Consider the following 15406-nt stretch of genomic DNA (forward strand, 5'->3'; position numbering starts at 1 on the left):
CGCCCTTTGGCGGGTTTTTTCGTTCCAGGACCCTCTGTCGGGATCCAACAAAATCCCCCTTCCCCGAGGGTATGTTAGGGGTACTGCGATTTCCCGGTCAGGAGCGCGTACCCCTATGCCACGTCTAGCGATCCCTCTCAGCGACCTGCAATGCCGCACGGCCAAAACCCGCGAGCGCGCCTACAAACTGTTCGACGGTGGCGGCATGTACCTTTTCGTCAAACCCAATGGCGTGAAGACCTGGCGCTTGAAGTACACCAAGCCCAGCGGCAAGGAAGGTACGCTCATCATCGGCAATTACCCCATAGTTACCCTTTCCGTCGCACGACGTAAGCGAGACGAAGCCAAGGCGTTGCTGCTCGACAACCTCGACCCAATGGAAGAAAAGAAGAAGGCCAAGATCGTAGCCCAGCGGGCGGCACTGCTTTTCGAAACCGTCGCCCTGGAGTGGCACGCTGATATGTCCCGCCGCTGGACCGAAGGCCATGCAAAAACCGTAATGAGCCGACTGCGCACCCACGTCTTCCCGCTGATCGGCCAACGACCCATCGCTGAACTCGATACCCATGACCTGCTAGAGATCACCCAGCGCATCAAGGAACGCGGCACCATGGATGTGGCGTTAAGGGTACAGAACTACTTATCCACCATCATGCGCGGGGCCAAAAGGGCTCGGCAGATCACCATGAATCCTGCACTGGATCTGGCAGGCTCGCTTCACGCGCCGCGCACAGTCCATCGCCCGGCCCTCTCACTCAACCGCCTACCCGAACTGCTGCACCGTATCGACAACTACAACGGCCGCGAACTGACGCGCCTTGCCGTCCTGCTCACGCTGCATGTATTCGTCCGCTCCAGCGAACTGCGCTTCGCGCGATGGAGTGAGTTCGACCTCCAACGCGCCATGTGGGAAATCCCCGATACACGCGCACCGATTGAAGGGGTACGCAACTCCACACGTGGGACCAAGATGAACGGCGACATTCAAATGGTCCCGCTCTCGCCGCAGGTCATCGAAATACTGGAGCGCCTGCGCAGCCTCAGTCGCTTTTCAGAGTTGGTGCTACCGGGCGACCACAAGTACTGGAAGCCCATGTCCGAGAACACGGTGAACACCATGCTCCGCAACGTCGGCTATGACACCAGCAAGGACGTGTGCGGCCACGGCTTCAGGACCATGGCCTGTAGCGCCCTGCTGGAGTCCGGGTTATGGACCGACGCAGCCATCGAAAGACAAATGAGCCACAAGGAACGCAACCGCGTGCGCGCCGCATATATCCACAAAGCTGAATTTCTGGAGCAGCGCAGGCTGATCATGGCGTGGTGGAGTAACTACATCGACGCCAACCGCCATGGGCATGTGACACCCCACGAATTCGCTCACCCAGTCGGCGACAACATCACGGCCCTACAAAATAGCCGTGGCGCATCCAAACGTGGGTAAGCCTGTGAGATCACCGTTGTCCGCCCTTCCACGCGGGTCCATCCAAGCGGGGCTGCAAAGCCGCCCTGCTTGGATGGACCTCATTTAAAAAATCTAAAGCCCACGCAAATTGTCTGTGGAAAACCATAGATTCCCACCGGTGGATAATTTCATCCACAGCCGCAGAATTCCCGAAAATTCGAGCCTTGACCCAAATTATCCACAGGCGTAGAAAAGATCGGGCAAAGCGCTGTCTTTGACAGCAACCCAGGTAGCCAGAACCTTTAAGGTTACGCCACACCGTGGTGGTTCTCCCAAAGTGCGATTAGCGTCCGGCGGCTCGCACGCTCACAGCGATGTGATGGATGCCTACTTTTAACAGTGTGCCCACTGCGGCAACTCATCCCCTTTCATAGCTGCTCTGCAGCAACCTATCCGCTTGGCCATTTCACTGCGCCAACCTGCGCCCGTCTCTTTCTTCCGGAAAGAGACGGGCGCTCCTACCGCTGCTGCAGCCCAACTCGTACAAGGCTTTGCGGCATTCCCCCTCGTGACAATCGGCGTGACAAACACCGAAGTCGCCAGCAACAGCGATGCAGATGATGGTGCCGCAGCCCACGGAATGGACTGCACCTGACTGACAGTCAGGCATGCCCCGGTCATCGCTTCACTGCCTTCACCCGACTCAGGATCTCGCGGCATTGGTCTCGTCAGCCAGCGCAGCCTCCACCCGCCCACCGCTATCGGTGTTCAGGAGGCCAGATCATGAGATGCCCATGCTCCCGGTCGTAAAGAGCCGCCAGTCCCGCGTTAGCGAACAACCCTCACAGGTCGCAGGGGCCTTGATCCCTGATAACACTAAACATTCTTGGCGGGATGACGTGGGGAAAGGTTTTTAAGGGTTCGCCTCGAGAGGAGTTCGATCATGGGATTAGTGGGTAGGCGAGATGGGCGCAATTTTGGCTATGGCCGGCAATTGAGCTACGCAGGACTGCAGGCATTGAAAGACCTGTTTGGTGGTGGGCATTACGGCACGGTCAAGGCGCACAGTGATCGCTGGCTGGCGTTTGTGCGCTGGTGTCGGTCAGAGGATGGACCAGGGATTAATGATGCGCGGCAGATAGATCGACAGACGTTGTTGGATTACGTCAGCCATCTCCGAAACCAAGTCGAACAAGGTGCGCTAGCCATCGCGACCGCGCAAAACCAGTTGTCCAGCGTCAACCGAACCCTCGCCGCGCTTCGCGGTGATGAGTATGTGAAAGTGCCAAATCCGAGCAAGGCGCTGGGAATGCGGCGCACCAGTGTTCGCTGCTCGGTGCCGCAAGGCCAAGACCGCGAACAGGTGAAACGGATTGTCGACGTGCTATGCGAACATCAGCAGCCGCGCGCCGCAGCCATCGTGCAGTTGGCGCGAACCACCGGCATGCGCATGCGCGAGACCATTTTGGCCGATCTGCCCCGACTTCAACGTGAAGCAGAACAATTTGGCAGAATCAACATCCAGGACGGCACCAAAGGTGGCCGTTCCGGAGCGTCAGCACCTCGCTGGATTATGGTAGATGAGCATATTCGTGACGCGCTGAGGTTCGCCGATCAGGTCTCGCCCGACGGTAGCCGCAACCTACTTGCACCGAACGAAAGCTACCTCTATTTCCAAAGGAGAATCGTCCGTCCTGCACGGGACATCCTCCATCAGCACAACCTCAACGGCTTCCATGAATTGCGGGCAGCCTATGCTTGCGAACGCTATGAGCAAATCACCCATCATCCCGCATCCATCAACGGTGGCCATTGCTATCACCTTGACCGACGCCTAGATCAGGATGCCCGAGTACGAATCAGCTATGAGCTGGGGCACGGCCGTATCGACGTGGTGTCGGCTTACATTGGTGGTCGAGCATGAGCACGGCGTTCGATATGGAGTTGTTCCTGTCAGGCGTCCTGAGCGGGTCGCATACCACCCGCCAACGCCACCTTCGTCAGGCGAAAACTATCCAAGCAGCAATCGCTGAGCGCTGGCAACGCGACAATCCATGGACTTGGCAGAGAAAACACCTTGCGTGGTTTTTGAATCACCACCTAAACCAGCGCACTGAATCGACACGCTATTACTATTTACTGACCATGCAATTACTCACTCATCGCCTAGGAAAACCCTGGCAGTTCAACCGCTAAGCGAAGGTCAGAAAACGGCCACAAACGGGCGGTGGACCTAACCATGGCAATTTGCTAGCTTCGATGGCTATTTAGTCCATATGGACACCGAGCGAAGCTCGACATCGAATGGCAAAGAATTTGCCGGCAATGGATAAATAAGTTGTTCTAAACGCAAATTGCCTCCAATTCGCGAGTTCTTTCAGGGATGGCCCTCAGGGGGGGAATGTGAATAAAGACAGCATCAAGGTCTCAAAATTTCCAAACGGGTCAGAGTGGCGGCGATGGGATCTTCATGTCCATACACCAGACAGCAAGCTCGGCACTTCATTTGTAGGTGTGACGTGGGATGAATACACAGATGAATTGGAACGCTTAGCCGAACAGGCCGAAATAGCGGTCATTGGTGTAACCGACTATATGTCGATTGATGGATATGAGCGTCTTTATGCCGCGCGGTATGATGAGGAGAAACCTAGATTACAATCGGTATCCCTTATACTCCCCAACATTGAACTTCGGGCTATGCCTGCTACTAAGGACGGAAAGGCTCTTAATATTCATATCCTTATTGACCCGTCCGATCCCGACCATATACAGAAAATCAAGCGCGCGCTGAGAAATCTTAAAGTTGAATATACCTCAAACGAGGGCAGGCACACTTATGGATGTACACGCGAAGATTTGATTGAATTTGCAAGGGCTCAGAACTCTGCTTTACACGATGATGCTCAAGCATACAAATACGGAATAGAACAATTCAAGCCATCTTACGACCAAATTCTTGCATGGATACGCGACGAAGGTTGGCTAAATAGTAATAGCATCATTGGAATTGCAAATGGAAAAGATGGAGTCAGTGGTTTGCCTGCTGATGGATTCTCTGCGATTCGCGATCAGTTACTGAAAAATTGTCATTTTGTATTTTCGGCTAACCCAAACGACCGAATCTATTATTTAGGGAAGAAGGTTGGAGTTACACCAGAAGAAATTTGCAGGATGTATGGCAGTCTTAAACCCTGCCTGCATGGGTCAGATGCTCATGAGGTTCGAACGCTATTTAAACCGGACGCTGAACGCTACTGCTGGATTAAATCTGACCCAACTTTCGAGGGTCTCAGGCAAGTCCTATGGGAGCCTGAATGTCGAGTCGCCATAGGCCAGGTTAAACCTCAAATCTCAGATAATAGCCGTGTAATTAATAAGCTAAGTATCAGCGGCGCCAATGGTTGGTTTACTCAAAACGAGATTCACCTGAACGCTGGTCTAGTTGCGATAATTGGAGAAAAGGGAGCTGGAAAGACTGCTATTGCGGACCTGATAGCATTTGCTTCGGGTGTCCCCGTCGATACAAAGTCACAATCTTCCTTTATTGCTAAAGGGCGCCTCCACTTGGGTGGGGTAGGTCTTCAACTAAATTGGGTATCAGGCTCCTTGACCGATGCCTCGCTGACTGATAAGCCTTTCGTATCCTCGAAACCTCTTGTTCGATATTTGTCCCAAGACTTTGTAGAGCGTCTGTGCTCGGTGGACCACCAAGGCAACGAACTACAAGAAGCAATCGAAGAAGTTGTATTTTCGCATCTCGATGAAGTTCACCGTGAAGGATATTCTTCATTTGAAGAGCTACGAGCTGCACGTGAGTCCGCATCTCAGTCACGGCAAGATGATTTTCGAGGGCAAATTGTTTCGCTACATCGTGAAATTGAGCGCTTGCACACAAGCATAGAACAACGACCAGTCAAGGTCGCCAGTCGCGATCAGATTCTTCAACAAATTGAAGAAATAAAGAAACAACTCCCGGCAGTTACTCAAGCGGCTGATGTGGAGACATTAAAACTTCTGCAGATTGAGCGCAACAATCTTAGGTCGTTGGAAGCGTCAATATCCAAGAAGAGTAGGGGGAAGCGTAACATCGAAGAGTTTTTAAAGTCCTATTCTGAGCTGAAAGATCGGACAATGCGGCAAGTTCGAGAGCTTATTGAGGCGGCGCAATTCGATGATTTCATTTCAAGCGACACGGTAAGACTACTAACTCCTAAGTGGGATGAGACAGCCGAGTCAATAATAAATTCAGTTTCAGAGCGTCTAAATTCTGAGATAGATTTTATGCGAGGCAATGAACATTCCATTCAAATTGTTGGCGGCACTTTATACGAAATATCCAAGCGTATTCAAGCGCTACAAGAGTCTCTAAGCGAAGATGAAACAAATAAGAAGCGCTTACTAGATCTGCAAAAACAAATAACCGCTCAAGAGGCAACAGCTCAACGCTTAGACAAAGAGATTGAAGAGCTTGATGGCAAAACATCTAAACAGCTTATTCAACGAGAGCAAGAACGAAATGAATTACATTTAAAGTATTTTGAAGCTCTTGCAGAAGACGAAAAAGGACTTCGAGAACTATATGCCCCGATGAAGGATCAACTCGACAAACTTGGTTCAGATATGAAGTTTGAGCTGTCCGCTGGCTATCGAATTGAAACCCAGGACTGGATCGAAAAGTCTGCTAGGTTCTTTGATGGGAGAAAAGTACAAGCTTCCGCTAAGAAGGATGAAATTGAGAAATTTGTGGCAGATATACTATCGTCTGCTTGGAATAGTGGTGAAATCCAAAGCATAAAGGAGGCAATGCAACAGTTTACCGCCATGGTCAGTCCGGTAGAATTTATGGCGAAGTACGCTTCTCCCAGCCTAAAATTAGTCGATTTACTGGATTGGATGTATTCCACCGACCATATAGATACGACCTACAAAATAAAGTATGGCGGCACCTCTCTTGAACACCTGTCTCCCGGAACAAGAGGTATAGCGTTGTTAGTGCTGTATTTATTGATGGACGAAGATGACAAGCGCCCGTTGATAATAGACCAGCCAGAGGGCAACCTTGATAACTCATCTATCTATCTTCAATTAGTACCGTACATTAGACGGGCAAAAGAAAATCGTCAAATAATTCTGGTTACTCACAACCCAAACTTGGTAGTAGCTACGGATGCGGAACAGATAATCGTTGCTGTATCCGAAAGACTCTCTGGCCAGCCGCATCCGCGAATAATTTATATTTCAGGCTCTCTCGAGCATAGCCAATTGGACGAGGATTTTATTGGCATTCGCCAGGCAGTTTGTATCCTGCTTGAAGGAGGAGATCGCGCTTTCAAGGACCGAGAAGGACGATATTCAATTCGCTCTTGAGCTAAATACCGCCAACCAAAAAGAATGGAATCATCATGAGTACAAGCAACTGCGATCAGAAATACATCCCAAACAAAGACACTATTTTAGTTATAGGTACAGGCTTAAGCATCAGCTTAACAAAAAATCAGTATCCACAGCTTTCATGGGTGGGGCTTATAAAAAGCGGTTATAAATTTGCGCTAGACAGGGGCCTGATTGATCCTGACACGCATGACAACTGGATAAATAGACTTTCAGCGACAAATGATGTAGACGAAATAGTTTTAACTGCCGAACTGCTGGGCAAGAAGCTAGGGGCTCCCGAAGGAGCCAATTACACGGAATGGCTCAGGAAATCCTTTAACAATCTAAAGCCAATTGACGAAGACACTCAGCGCATAATAAAGAGAATATCTGATTCCGGCATAAAGATATGCACCCTGAACTACGACACGCTTTTGGAAGACGTCACCTCATTACCTTCAATTTGCGTCTCGGAATCAAAGGATGTTATAGCGTGGATAAGAGGTGAGAAATCGGCAATTTTGCATTTGCATGGGATATGGGATAAGCCGGAAAGCTGCGTTTTGGGTGTTCGCGACTACGAAAAGACCTTAAATAATGAAGTAAGAGATTTTTTTCAAAGAAGTCTCGCCTCATTAAATACACTTTTGTTTGTTGGGTGTGGCAGCACATTTGAAGATGCAAATATTTCAAATCTGTCCACATGGCTCAAGAGTAAATTTAATTCTGCTATTTCAAACCACTTTGCATTAGTCCTAAATACGGATATTAAAAAGCGACTAAAGGATCCAAGCTGGCAAAATTTCGTTGACCCCATCGGTTTTGGAGATAGCCATTCGGATCTACCAGATTATCTCAGGGATCTATTCGCCCACTTATATATAGAAAAAAAAGCGTCACTTCCACAGGAATTGCTTGTTGGAAATATGGAGCAGGGGCTGAAACCCGTTGATTTTAACTCAATCAAATGCTACCTACCAAATTCCCCGCAAGCTCTGGGCATTAGACATGCGCAGGTATTCACGGCCAGCAAATTTCTTGATGGAAATAAATACCTCTGGCTAACTGCCGACTGGGGAATGAATGAAAAAGAGTTTTTATGGTCGATAATACAGCGCGGGCAAAATATCTCCGCTGAAATGTTTTTAATCAATGCGAGCAGCTACACAAGCAGGGAGTCATTTTATGAAAAAATTGAATCACTAATCGGACATTCCTTCGAGTCATTTTGTACTGCGCTAGGGAGTTTTGATAATTCCTATCTCATACTAGATGATATACCGTTTGACGCTGATCACGATAAATCATTGGCCCTTCAAAATGATCTACAAGACCTCACAAACATCCTGGCGTCATACTGTGAAAACTTAAAAGTAATATTGATAAGTAGGCAGTCACCACCTACTAAAATATCTTGGGTTGAACTAGCGGCTTTAGACAAGGCTGATAGTCGCTCCTATATTGAGGGCCACCCAAACTATAAAAACAACCTTAGTCATGATGAGATTCTTCTTCTTTTTGAACACACCAACGGAGTGCCAAAGCTAATAACTGACGACTTAAACAAACTAGCTGTCGCTTCCTTAAGTGAGGTTGTCGCCGAAGAGGGGCACTCAATTAGCATGCTTGCTGGAAGATTCCACTCCGCCATGCTAAATCTATCATCGTCAAATCAACAAGAATTGAAATATGCTTTCACACTTTTAAAATTCATTTCTATATTTCCCAATGGCGAATATTTAGAGAATCTCAAGAGAGTCGACAGAACCAAGAAATTTGCTATTTCACATGTTACCACTCTGCAGCAGCAAGGTTTCATCTATGTAGAAGAGCAGGATGAGCTAGCAAAGTCAGATAACCAAAATCAAAGAAAGCGATTAATTGCGACAAGAGCTGTTAAGGACTGGATATATAGCAACACAAAACAAGCAGAGGTTTCGCGAATTTATTCAGCGGCATTCAAGCTCTATTTCGGAGACCAATGGGAATCTGGAACATTCAAACTTCACTCATCTTTCATAAGAGGGGATTTGGTCGAGAAGTCTGCAGAACTCAGCAATGCTAAGTTTTTTTTAAAGAAGATTTTCTCAGATGCAGAAAATAATTCTCGCAAGCAAAAAATATCGATGGCTTTAGCGTCGCACTTTTGCGCAAAAGCTATGGAAAAGTCACATTACAAAGTCGTGCATGACCTATGTACCGCCATCACCCCAATGTTATCTCCTGAAAATCCAGATAACTCTTATTGGTATCTCATATATCAGTATGGCCGAGCTTTGAGGATGTTTGATGGCGATGAATACTATTCGCGCGCCATAGAAAAACTGAAGGATGCCCTGCCGCATATCCAGGATAATAAAACTATTGCCAACCTCCATATCAACATGGCTCTAGCCTACAAATCCCTTAGAAATTTTGATTTAGCTAAAGAACATGCAGAAAAGGCAGCAAAAATCAGCAGAGGGAAAGTTCTTCTTAGTGCAAAGCACATAATATTAACTTGTTCAAAACATAAAAATCAATCGAATGAACTTTTTGAACTTGAGACCAAAGCCAGAAAAAGCGGCGCGCATAAAGTTGTATCAAATATCGCCCTATCAAGGTCGAGGCGGATAACAGACCCTGAAAAAAAATCAGAACTACTGCAAGGCATCGTTGATTACTCCCATAACAATCTAGATTTTTACAACAAAGCACGTGCGCTGATCGAATTGGGAACAACGATGCTTCAGCTCGACAAGCCGTTGCAAGAAAAAACAAAGAGTTCGCTTATTAGCATATATCATCACTTGAGTGATGAAAAAATGGACAAGCTTCTTGTTCAATGCCGTAGTGTGTTATGGAAACACTTCGCCATGAACAAAGATCTCATAAACTTACTCCAGCTATTTAGGTATAGCTCACTACGCTGGAGATTAAGAAAGGAGAGCCAGGAAGAAACTGAAGCGATTCAAGAGCTCGATACTTTTGTTGACAAAGCACAACTTGAGGCCTCAGGCAAAAGCAGCTCCGCCATATCTTATTATCTTGGTAGAGTCTCCGGACCTTCCATTTGAACCAAGCTATAAACTACGCAAGGGGCTAACTAGCCCCTTATTAATTAGCTTCTGTCTGCTGGCTTGCCTTACGAAAGAACTACTCAAGAATTCTATGTTCTTGTTTTTTTCGACTGTCTCCGAGCCATAGATACTACGAAAGCTCTCTTTTGAAACTATGGTTATCTTTTTGGTAGCGTAATTAAAGCATCGATGGCTTTATATAAGTTTTTTTGTCGAATGCCATTAGCGCTTTCAGTTTTTGTATAACTACAATTAGGCGAAATACTATGTCACGTTCAAATGCGACAGGCTACCGCATAAAGTTCCTTGCCACTCCGTAAGCCCATCTTAATCATCAAGGTGCTCGTGACAGACTCGACATGGCTCAAACAGAAACGCGACATAGGCGACACAAGATTCGTTGTTGAGAATTCCTAGCGGTAGGCTACAGTTTCGCCAGTAGGGTGTCCGCCGACCGCGTTTGGCCGATTTCTGCCTATTCTCTACGGGGGGATATTCGAACTCAGGGGGGTCACCATTTCGTATACGGCTCTGAATGGTTTACTTGCTGGCCGACAACTTGCTGACATCTCAAAAATCCGGGTTCGATTCCACCGAACGCCATAATTAGCTGATTTATATATAGTTACTCGTTTGGGTACGCCAAATTTCCCACCGAGTTCCAGACCCGCATAAAACCTAGCCCCGCCGCAAGTTACCGTTCGTCTGGTGCCGCACCATACAAAACAAAGCCCTCGTAGAAATACGAGGGCTTTGTTGTTTCTGGAGCGTCCACTTTTTTGTCCACACACCGGAATCTGTGGGAGCGAGCCTGCTCGCGATGAGGCCGTCAAACCCACCGACGATCTGCGGGCCAAGACAAAAGGGTGCCTTTCCCAAAACACCAACAACGAAGCAACCTCAACCAAACAGCATCTTTTGCCAATGATCCTCACCCACAATGGCAATCGAAGCTCCCGCCTCACGCAACTCCACTGCCTTCATGATCTTCGTTCCATAAGTACTGTGGCGCCACTGCTCATTACCCACGCTACCAACCACCAGGTAATGCACCTTCTTGCTCACACTGCCCCCAATCAAACCACCTCGTTCTTCGACCAGCGCCTGACAATCCTTACGCGGCCCAAAGGCCATGACACCAGTAAATACAAACATCCGGCCGTCCCACACCAAATCAGGGATCGGTGAATTGAAAGGAAGGTCCGTAGGAGTAACAGCAACAGCACCGCCAACCTTTGGTCTCTCAATGCCCACTCCAGAAAAACCACGCAGAATGTTAAGCAGCTCCAGGGACTCATCCATGTCTAGAGCATTGTCCTGAAGCATGCACGCCAAACGCGAATACAGCAGATTGATCACCGGATCGTTCAGATACGCGAGATTGTTTTCCAACCATTGCTTTAGAAAAACCGCTTCCGTGATGTTCACAACACCGTCGGCCGTAATCCCAGCGGCCAACCCGACCAAGGCATCGGCGGCGCGTCGATCGATTCGGGCGCGGTTGAAGAATTTGCTACTCTCAAACTCGTGGTGTAGATCCATTACGGGTTTTCCTTGAGGTGGGTACTAGCTCGATACCGAAGCATTAGCAAGCAAGTAGATGTTGTGTTCAAAGCTAGCACCACTGCGCGCAGACACCCCATTTTTAATCAGGAAAATAGATCCGTCCCCTTTCGTCCCCTTTCCTGCTCAGTCAATCCTCGGCGTTTTCACACAGTCTGAATCCGAAGCCAACGATCAGACGCGCCTATAAAGCTACGAGCGATTCATGTTTTTTCTGGGCAACCACTTTCACGGTGGCATTTTTTTTATCAGGACCTACAGATCGCTCTAAGTAATGCTTGATAATAAACTGTTTTTCTAAAAGCCTTTTCACTTCTCCGGAAAGACTCAGCTCTCGCCAGTTTTCGCCATTGCCAGCAATGCTTTCATAAATAAAAAAACCGTCCGGCTGGATTACATCAATCAAATTAGCAATTAAATTTTCATGATATAAATGAACAACTATGACAGCTGAGAATGCATTATTTAAAAACGGCAGCAATTGCCTACAATCTAGAATCACCGGGTGTATGTTTTTGCAACTTAAATACCATAAGTCGCTGAAACCTTTATAAGAAAAATCAGCGGCTATTACATTCGCAAAATGCCTTGATAATAAGATGGAATTACGACCATAGCCGCACCCCAAATCAAGAGCAAGAGACCCTTCAGGTAAATCCAGCCCTGATATCTCTCTCGCCAAAAAACTTGATGGCTCATTGGATATTGGCTTTTTATGTCGACTGTATTTTTCTATAATTATATTTACTCCGCAGCGCAATAAATTACAGAATAATCTTGATGCTGACCTTTAACGTAGATCAACAAAAAGGTATTAGGCTCTTACTGTAGCCATGCTTGATCCCTGACGAAAAAAATCCTCCGCAGTCCGACTTGCGAGTGCATACCTCGCACTCGGTGGCGTATTCATTCTTCCAGTCACTGATTGATTTGCGGTAATAGGGATAAATGTCTGAGTTTACTAGACAGAGTTGATGATTGTAGACCGAGATATGCATGCCATACTTGGCCAGAATGCCAACCGATTTGCTGAGCGTGTCTTTGTACTCGAATGGGTCGATCCACAGCTCATCAAGATTGGCTCTGGTAAAACCCATCATCTCAAGGCCCATCAGCGCGACATGGTCAACAAACAAAAGATTGCGTGCGATGAACTCACATAGTTCAGGAAGGCGTTGTATCGATAGCTTGTGAATGACGACTCGGATCTCAACCTTCTGGCCCAAGCGCTTCAAATTGAGAATGCCCTGAATGGTTTCATCGAACGCGCCTTGAGCCTGGACAATGTAGTCATGCAGAGTTGGATCGTCTGAATAGACAGGGATTCCGATCATAGCGTCGGGCAATTCAATCTGCGCATACCGTTCAGCGAACGCTGGGTCCTTGAAACTGCGCCCGTTCGAGAGTATATGAATCGCGGTTCTTGGAAGATAACTTTTTGTCAGGTTGATAATATTAAGGAAACGCTCCCGGCTGGTCGTCGGCTCGCCTCCGGTAAACACCAGCTCGCGGGTATCTTTTGGAATCAGCGGAATCAGGCTCTCGATTTCGTCGAGTATCCATGAGTCATCAGCGGCTTTCGGCGGTTGGGAACACATGAGGCAGTAATGATTACACTGCTCTGTGACCAGGATACTGTTGTGGGGCGACGATGCACGAAACAACACTCGGATGCTCTGACGATCCGCTGAAAGCCGGATAACGTCGCCATCACCGATATAGCTGTAGTCATTCGGCAGAATTGAAAAATCAGAGTTCAAAGGGAGCGCATCAACCAGATACCGATGTTTCTCAACCAGCAGATAGTGCGCGAATCCTTGGGGGATCTGGTTATCGGAAACCAGGTAGGCCATTTCTCGTCGCAAAACTTCAGGCAAATTCCGACTGGTTGATACTTTGGCCAAGGCGATGGTCTTATCAACATCAACCGCATGTATTCGGATAATCTTTCCGCCGAGCTTCAGCATCGGTTGGCCCACCCCATAAAAATCCGTTTCGTTTGCTCATCGCTTCCCATCAGTTCTATGAGGTGTTTGAAGATCGACATATTCCGTTTGCAGAAAGCAGACTCAGGCTTTCTTGCCACCACATCCTTGTGTATTGCGTGATGGTAGACAGGCTCAGCGCCACAGTAAGGTTCGAATGCACAGTCAGAACACATGGGGGCACTTAAAGTGAAGGAGTTTTCCAGTGCATCCAGAAGCTGATCCGAGAGGATGATCTCCTCATATGAATGCTCAAGAATGCTCCCCAACCGGAACGTATGATCACCCATTTCGGCAAGCATACGGCTTTCATCTGAGGCGTAGACCGATCCGTCATAGTTGAACACGATGGCTGCGATACCAGCACCGGCAGGGTTCATTAAATCAACAAACCCGGGGTCCCCTGATGTCAGCATTTTTGTCAGCACGATCGCGGAATACTGCTCAACAAATCGTATGCCCGACTTGTTTAGCTCAATGATGTACTCAAGACCTTCCTTGTAAAATTCCAGCCAGCGCTCCGTGTCATACGACATGAATTTCTTGGTCTTGATAGCAAAGCCGTAAGGGGAAAGCGTGCGCAGGAAGATGCCATCAAAGCCCAGGCGCAAGTATTCATCAATGATCTCACGTGCTCGTGGCAGGCTCTTATCTGTGGTTGTCATCAGGGCTGACACTTGGTCATAGCCGAGGGCCGCACGGGCTTTCTTCAAGCCTTCCTCGAAACGCTGGTGACTATCTCGACCTGGGCGTGGGCGATTTGCATTATGCAGATCCATTGGCCCATCGAGAGAAGATGAAAGCACGATGTTGTGCTGCTTACAGAAATCGAGCATGTCATCCGTCAGTAACGATAAAGTAGTCGCAATGACGAACCGCAGGTCACGTCCTTCCTTGAGGTTACGTTTTTTTGCCTCAAGAACGACGTACTTCACCATCTCGAAGTTCAGCAGCGGCTCGCCCCCCTGAAATTCAATTTTGATGGCCGAATTCGGAGATCTGAAAACGAAATCTAACGACTTGTCTGCCATCTCCGTGGTCATGTCGAATTCGCCTTTGTTCTCCGACTGTCTCGATACCTGGCAATATGGGCAGCTATGGTCGCAGCGAAGGGTCACAACAAAGATATGTAGACTGGTGAACTGGGCCAGTCTGGACAAGCGCGTGCGAATCTTGAGTGCCAGAAGCTGAAGTGGCGCCTGCTCGTTGGTGAAGCGAATGAACTGTTTGGACCGCAGCGTAGCGATCAGTTCTGATGAAAGTGCAAGCGACTTGCTTATGATCGGCTCAAGCATCGGTGCCGGTATGACGTGAAACTCGCCTACCATGTTGGTGATGACGTACTCATCGTCATTCAGGCGGTCAAACTTGAAGGGCAGCAACTCATAGGTGTGTTGCTGCGCGTAGAACTCCAGCTTCTGGAATTTACTCACTAGTCAGCCCGGTTTTTGAAAAAGCCAGCCCAAGGATCAGGTTCTTGATCGGCTGCGTCTCAGCATTCAGCTGGTGGCGCAGTTGGTAGTCGAGTACGTCCTTCTTGAACTCTTGAACGGCAGTCAGAAAGGAAGTCTCGTCAACACCAATGTTCGAGGATAAGGCACAGAAAAATTGCCCCCCTGTTGATGTGATATCAACCGTCAGCGAATTGATTGAGCGATAAGCGGCTTTTTGCAGAACCTGCGCGTCATAAAGCCGCTCGTCAAAGACAAGCATATCCGAGAGTGCCATCAGGAGCCCGAGGTATGGGAGGCATGAGAAACGTGAGAGGCGTGAGAGCTGTGAGAACTGTGGTAGGCCATCATCTGACCTTGGTCCCCGCGTTTGAGAACAAAGGCGAATTGATCATTGCCACTGCGTACCAAAAGGTTTTCGCCTTGGGCATCGGCCTGGAGCGTGTTCGTGGCGTCGGTACTGGGCTCGACAACCTCATGGGTAGCTATCGCTGAAGCTTGTTCTGTGACAATGGCTGCGGCCAGAGTAGCCAGAGGAAGCAGAAAAGGACGCTTTTTCATTATGAG

General features: G+C 48.2%; 11 protein-coding genes. 5 read left to right on the forward strand and 6 right to left on the reverse strand.

The window, feature by feature from the left end; translation table 11 throughout:
* The first annotated feature begins 115 nt into the window (after positions 1–115).
* The 5 genes from B9N88_RS14100 (at position 116) to B9N88_RS14125 (ending at position 9837) form a co-directional block, all read left to right on the forward strand.
* Positions 116–1444, forward strand: coding sequence for a tyrosine-type recombinase/integrase (locus B9N88_RS14100; protein WP_027605106.1), 1329 nt, complete (start codon positions 116–118; stop codon positions 1442–1444).
* Between the two features lie 904 nt (positions 1445–2348).
* On the forward strand, positions 2349–3329 hold the full coding sequence (locus B9N88_RS14110) for an integrase domain-containing protein (RefSeq protein WP_027605107.1): 981 nt from the start codon (positions 2349–2351) through the stop codon (positions 3327–3329).
* The gene (locus B9N88_RS14115; RefSeq protein ID WP_081744411.1) at positions 3326–3601 is read left to right on the forward strand and encodes a hypothetical protein; all 276 of its coding nucleotides are present in this window, start codon (positions 3326–3328) and stop codon (positions 3599–3601) included. Before B9N88_RS14110 ends, B9N88_RS14115 begins: the two co-directional genes overlap by 4 nt.
* 207 nt (positions 3602–3808) lie before the next feature.
* A complete protein-coding gene (locus B9N88_RS14120; protein WP_027605108.1) occupies positions 3809–6775 on the forward strand; it encodes a TrlF family AAA-like ATPase in 2967 nt (988 codons plus the stop codon).
* A gap of 35 nt (positions 6776–6810) precedes the next feature.
* A complete protein-coding gene (locus B9N88_RS14125) occupies positions 6811–9837 on the forward strand; it encodes an SIR2 family protein (RefSeq protein ID WP_081744412.1) in 3027 nt (1008 codons plus the stop codon).
* Positions 9838–10740: 903 nt separating this feature from the next.
* Here B9N88_RS14125 and B9N88_RS14130 read toward each other — a convergent pair.
* The 6 genes from B9N88_RS14130 to hxsA2 form a co-directional block, all read right to left on the reverse strand.
* A complete protein-coding gene (locus B9N88_RS14130; RefSeq protein ID WP_027605110.1) occupies positions 10741–11382 on the reverse strand; it encodes a BRCT domain-containing protein in 642 nt (213 codons plus the stop codon).
* A gap of 205 nt (positions 11383–11587) precedes the next feature.
* Positions 11588–12085 (reverse strand): class I SAM-dependent methyltransferase, encoded by a 498-nt coding sequence (locus tag B9N88_RS14135; protein ID WP_159457359.1) that lies wholly within the window; start codon positions 12083–12085, stop codon positions 11588–11590.
* 118 nt (positions 12086–12203) lie between these two features.
* The gene (gene hxsC, locus B9N88_RS14140) at positions 12204–13370 is read right to left on the reverse strand and encodes a His-Xaa-Ser system radical SAM maturase HxsC (RefSeq protein ID WP_027605111.1); all 1167 of its coding nucleotides are present in this window, start codon (positions 13368–13370) and stop codon (positions 12204–12206) included.
* Positions 13364–14821, reverse strand: a complete 1458-nt coding sequence (hxsB, locus tag B9N88_RS14145) for a His-Xaa-Ser system radical SAM maturase HxsB (RefSeq protein WP_027605112.1) — start codon at positions 14819–14821, stop codon at positions 13364–13366. The genes hxsC and hxsB overlap by 7 nt, the downstream gene beginning before the upstream one ends.
* A complete protein-coding gene (hxsD, locus tag B9N88_RS14150) occupies positions 14814–15116 on the reverse strand; it encodes a His-Xaa-Ser system protein HxsD (protein WP_027605113.1) in 303 nt (100 codons plus the stop codon). Before hxsD ends, hxsB begins: the two co-directional genes overlap by 8 nt.
* Positions 15116–15400 (reverse strand): His-Xaa-Ser repeat protein HxsA2, encoded by a 285-nt coding sequence (gene hxsA2 / locus B9N88_RS14155; protein WP_081744414.1) that lies wholly within the window; start codon positions 15398–15400, stop codon positions 15116–15118. The genes hxsD and hxsA2 overlap by 1 nt, the downstream gene beginning before the upstream one ends.
* Between the last annotated feature and the right edge of the window lie 6 nt (positions 15401–15406).

The organism is Pseudomonas sp. LAMO17WK12:I1 (genome assembly GCF_900177315.1).
In the GTDB taxonomy this organism is placed as follows: Bacteria; Pseudomonadota; Gammaproteobacteria; order Pseudomonadales; family Pseudomonadaceae; genus Aquipseudomonas; species Aquipseudomonas marginalis.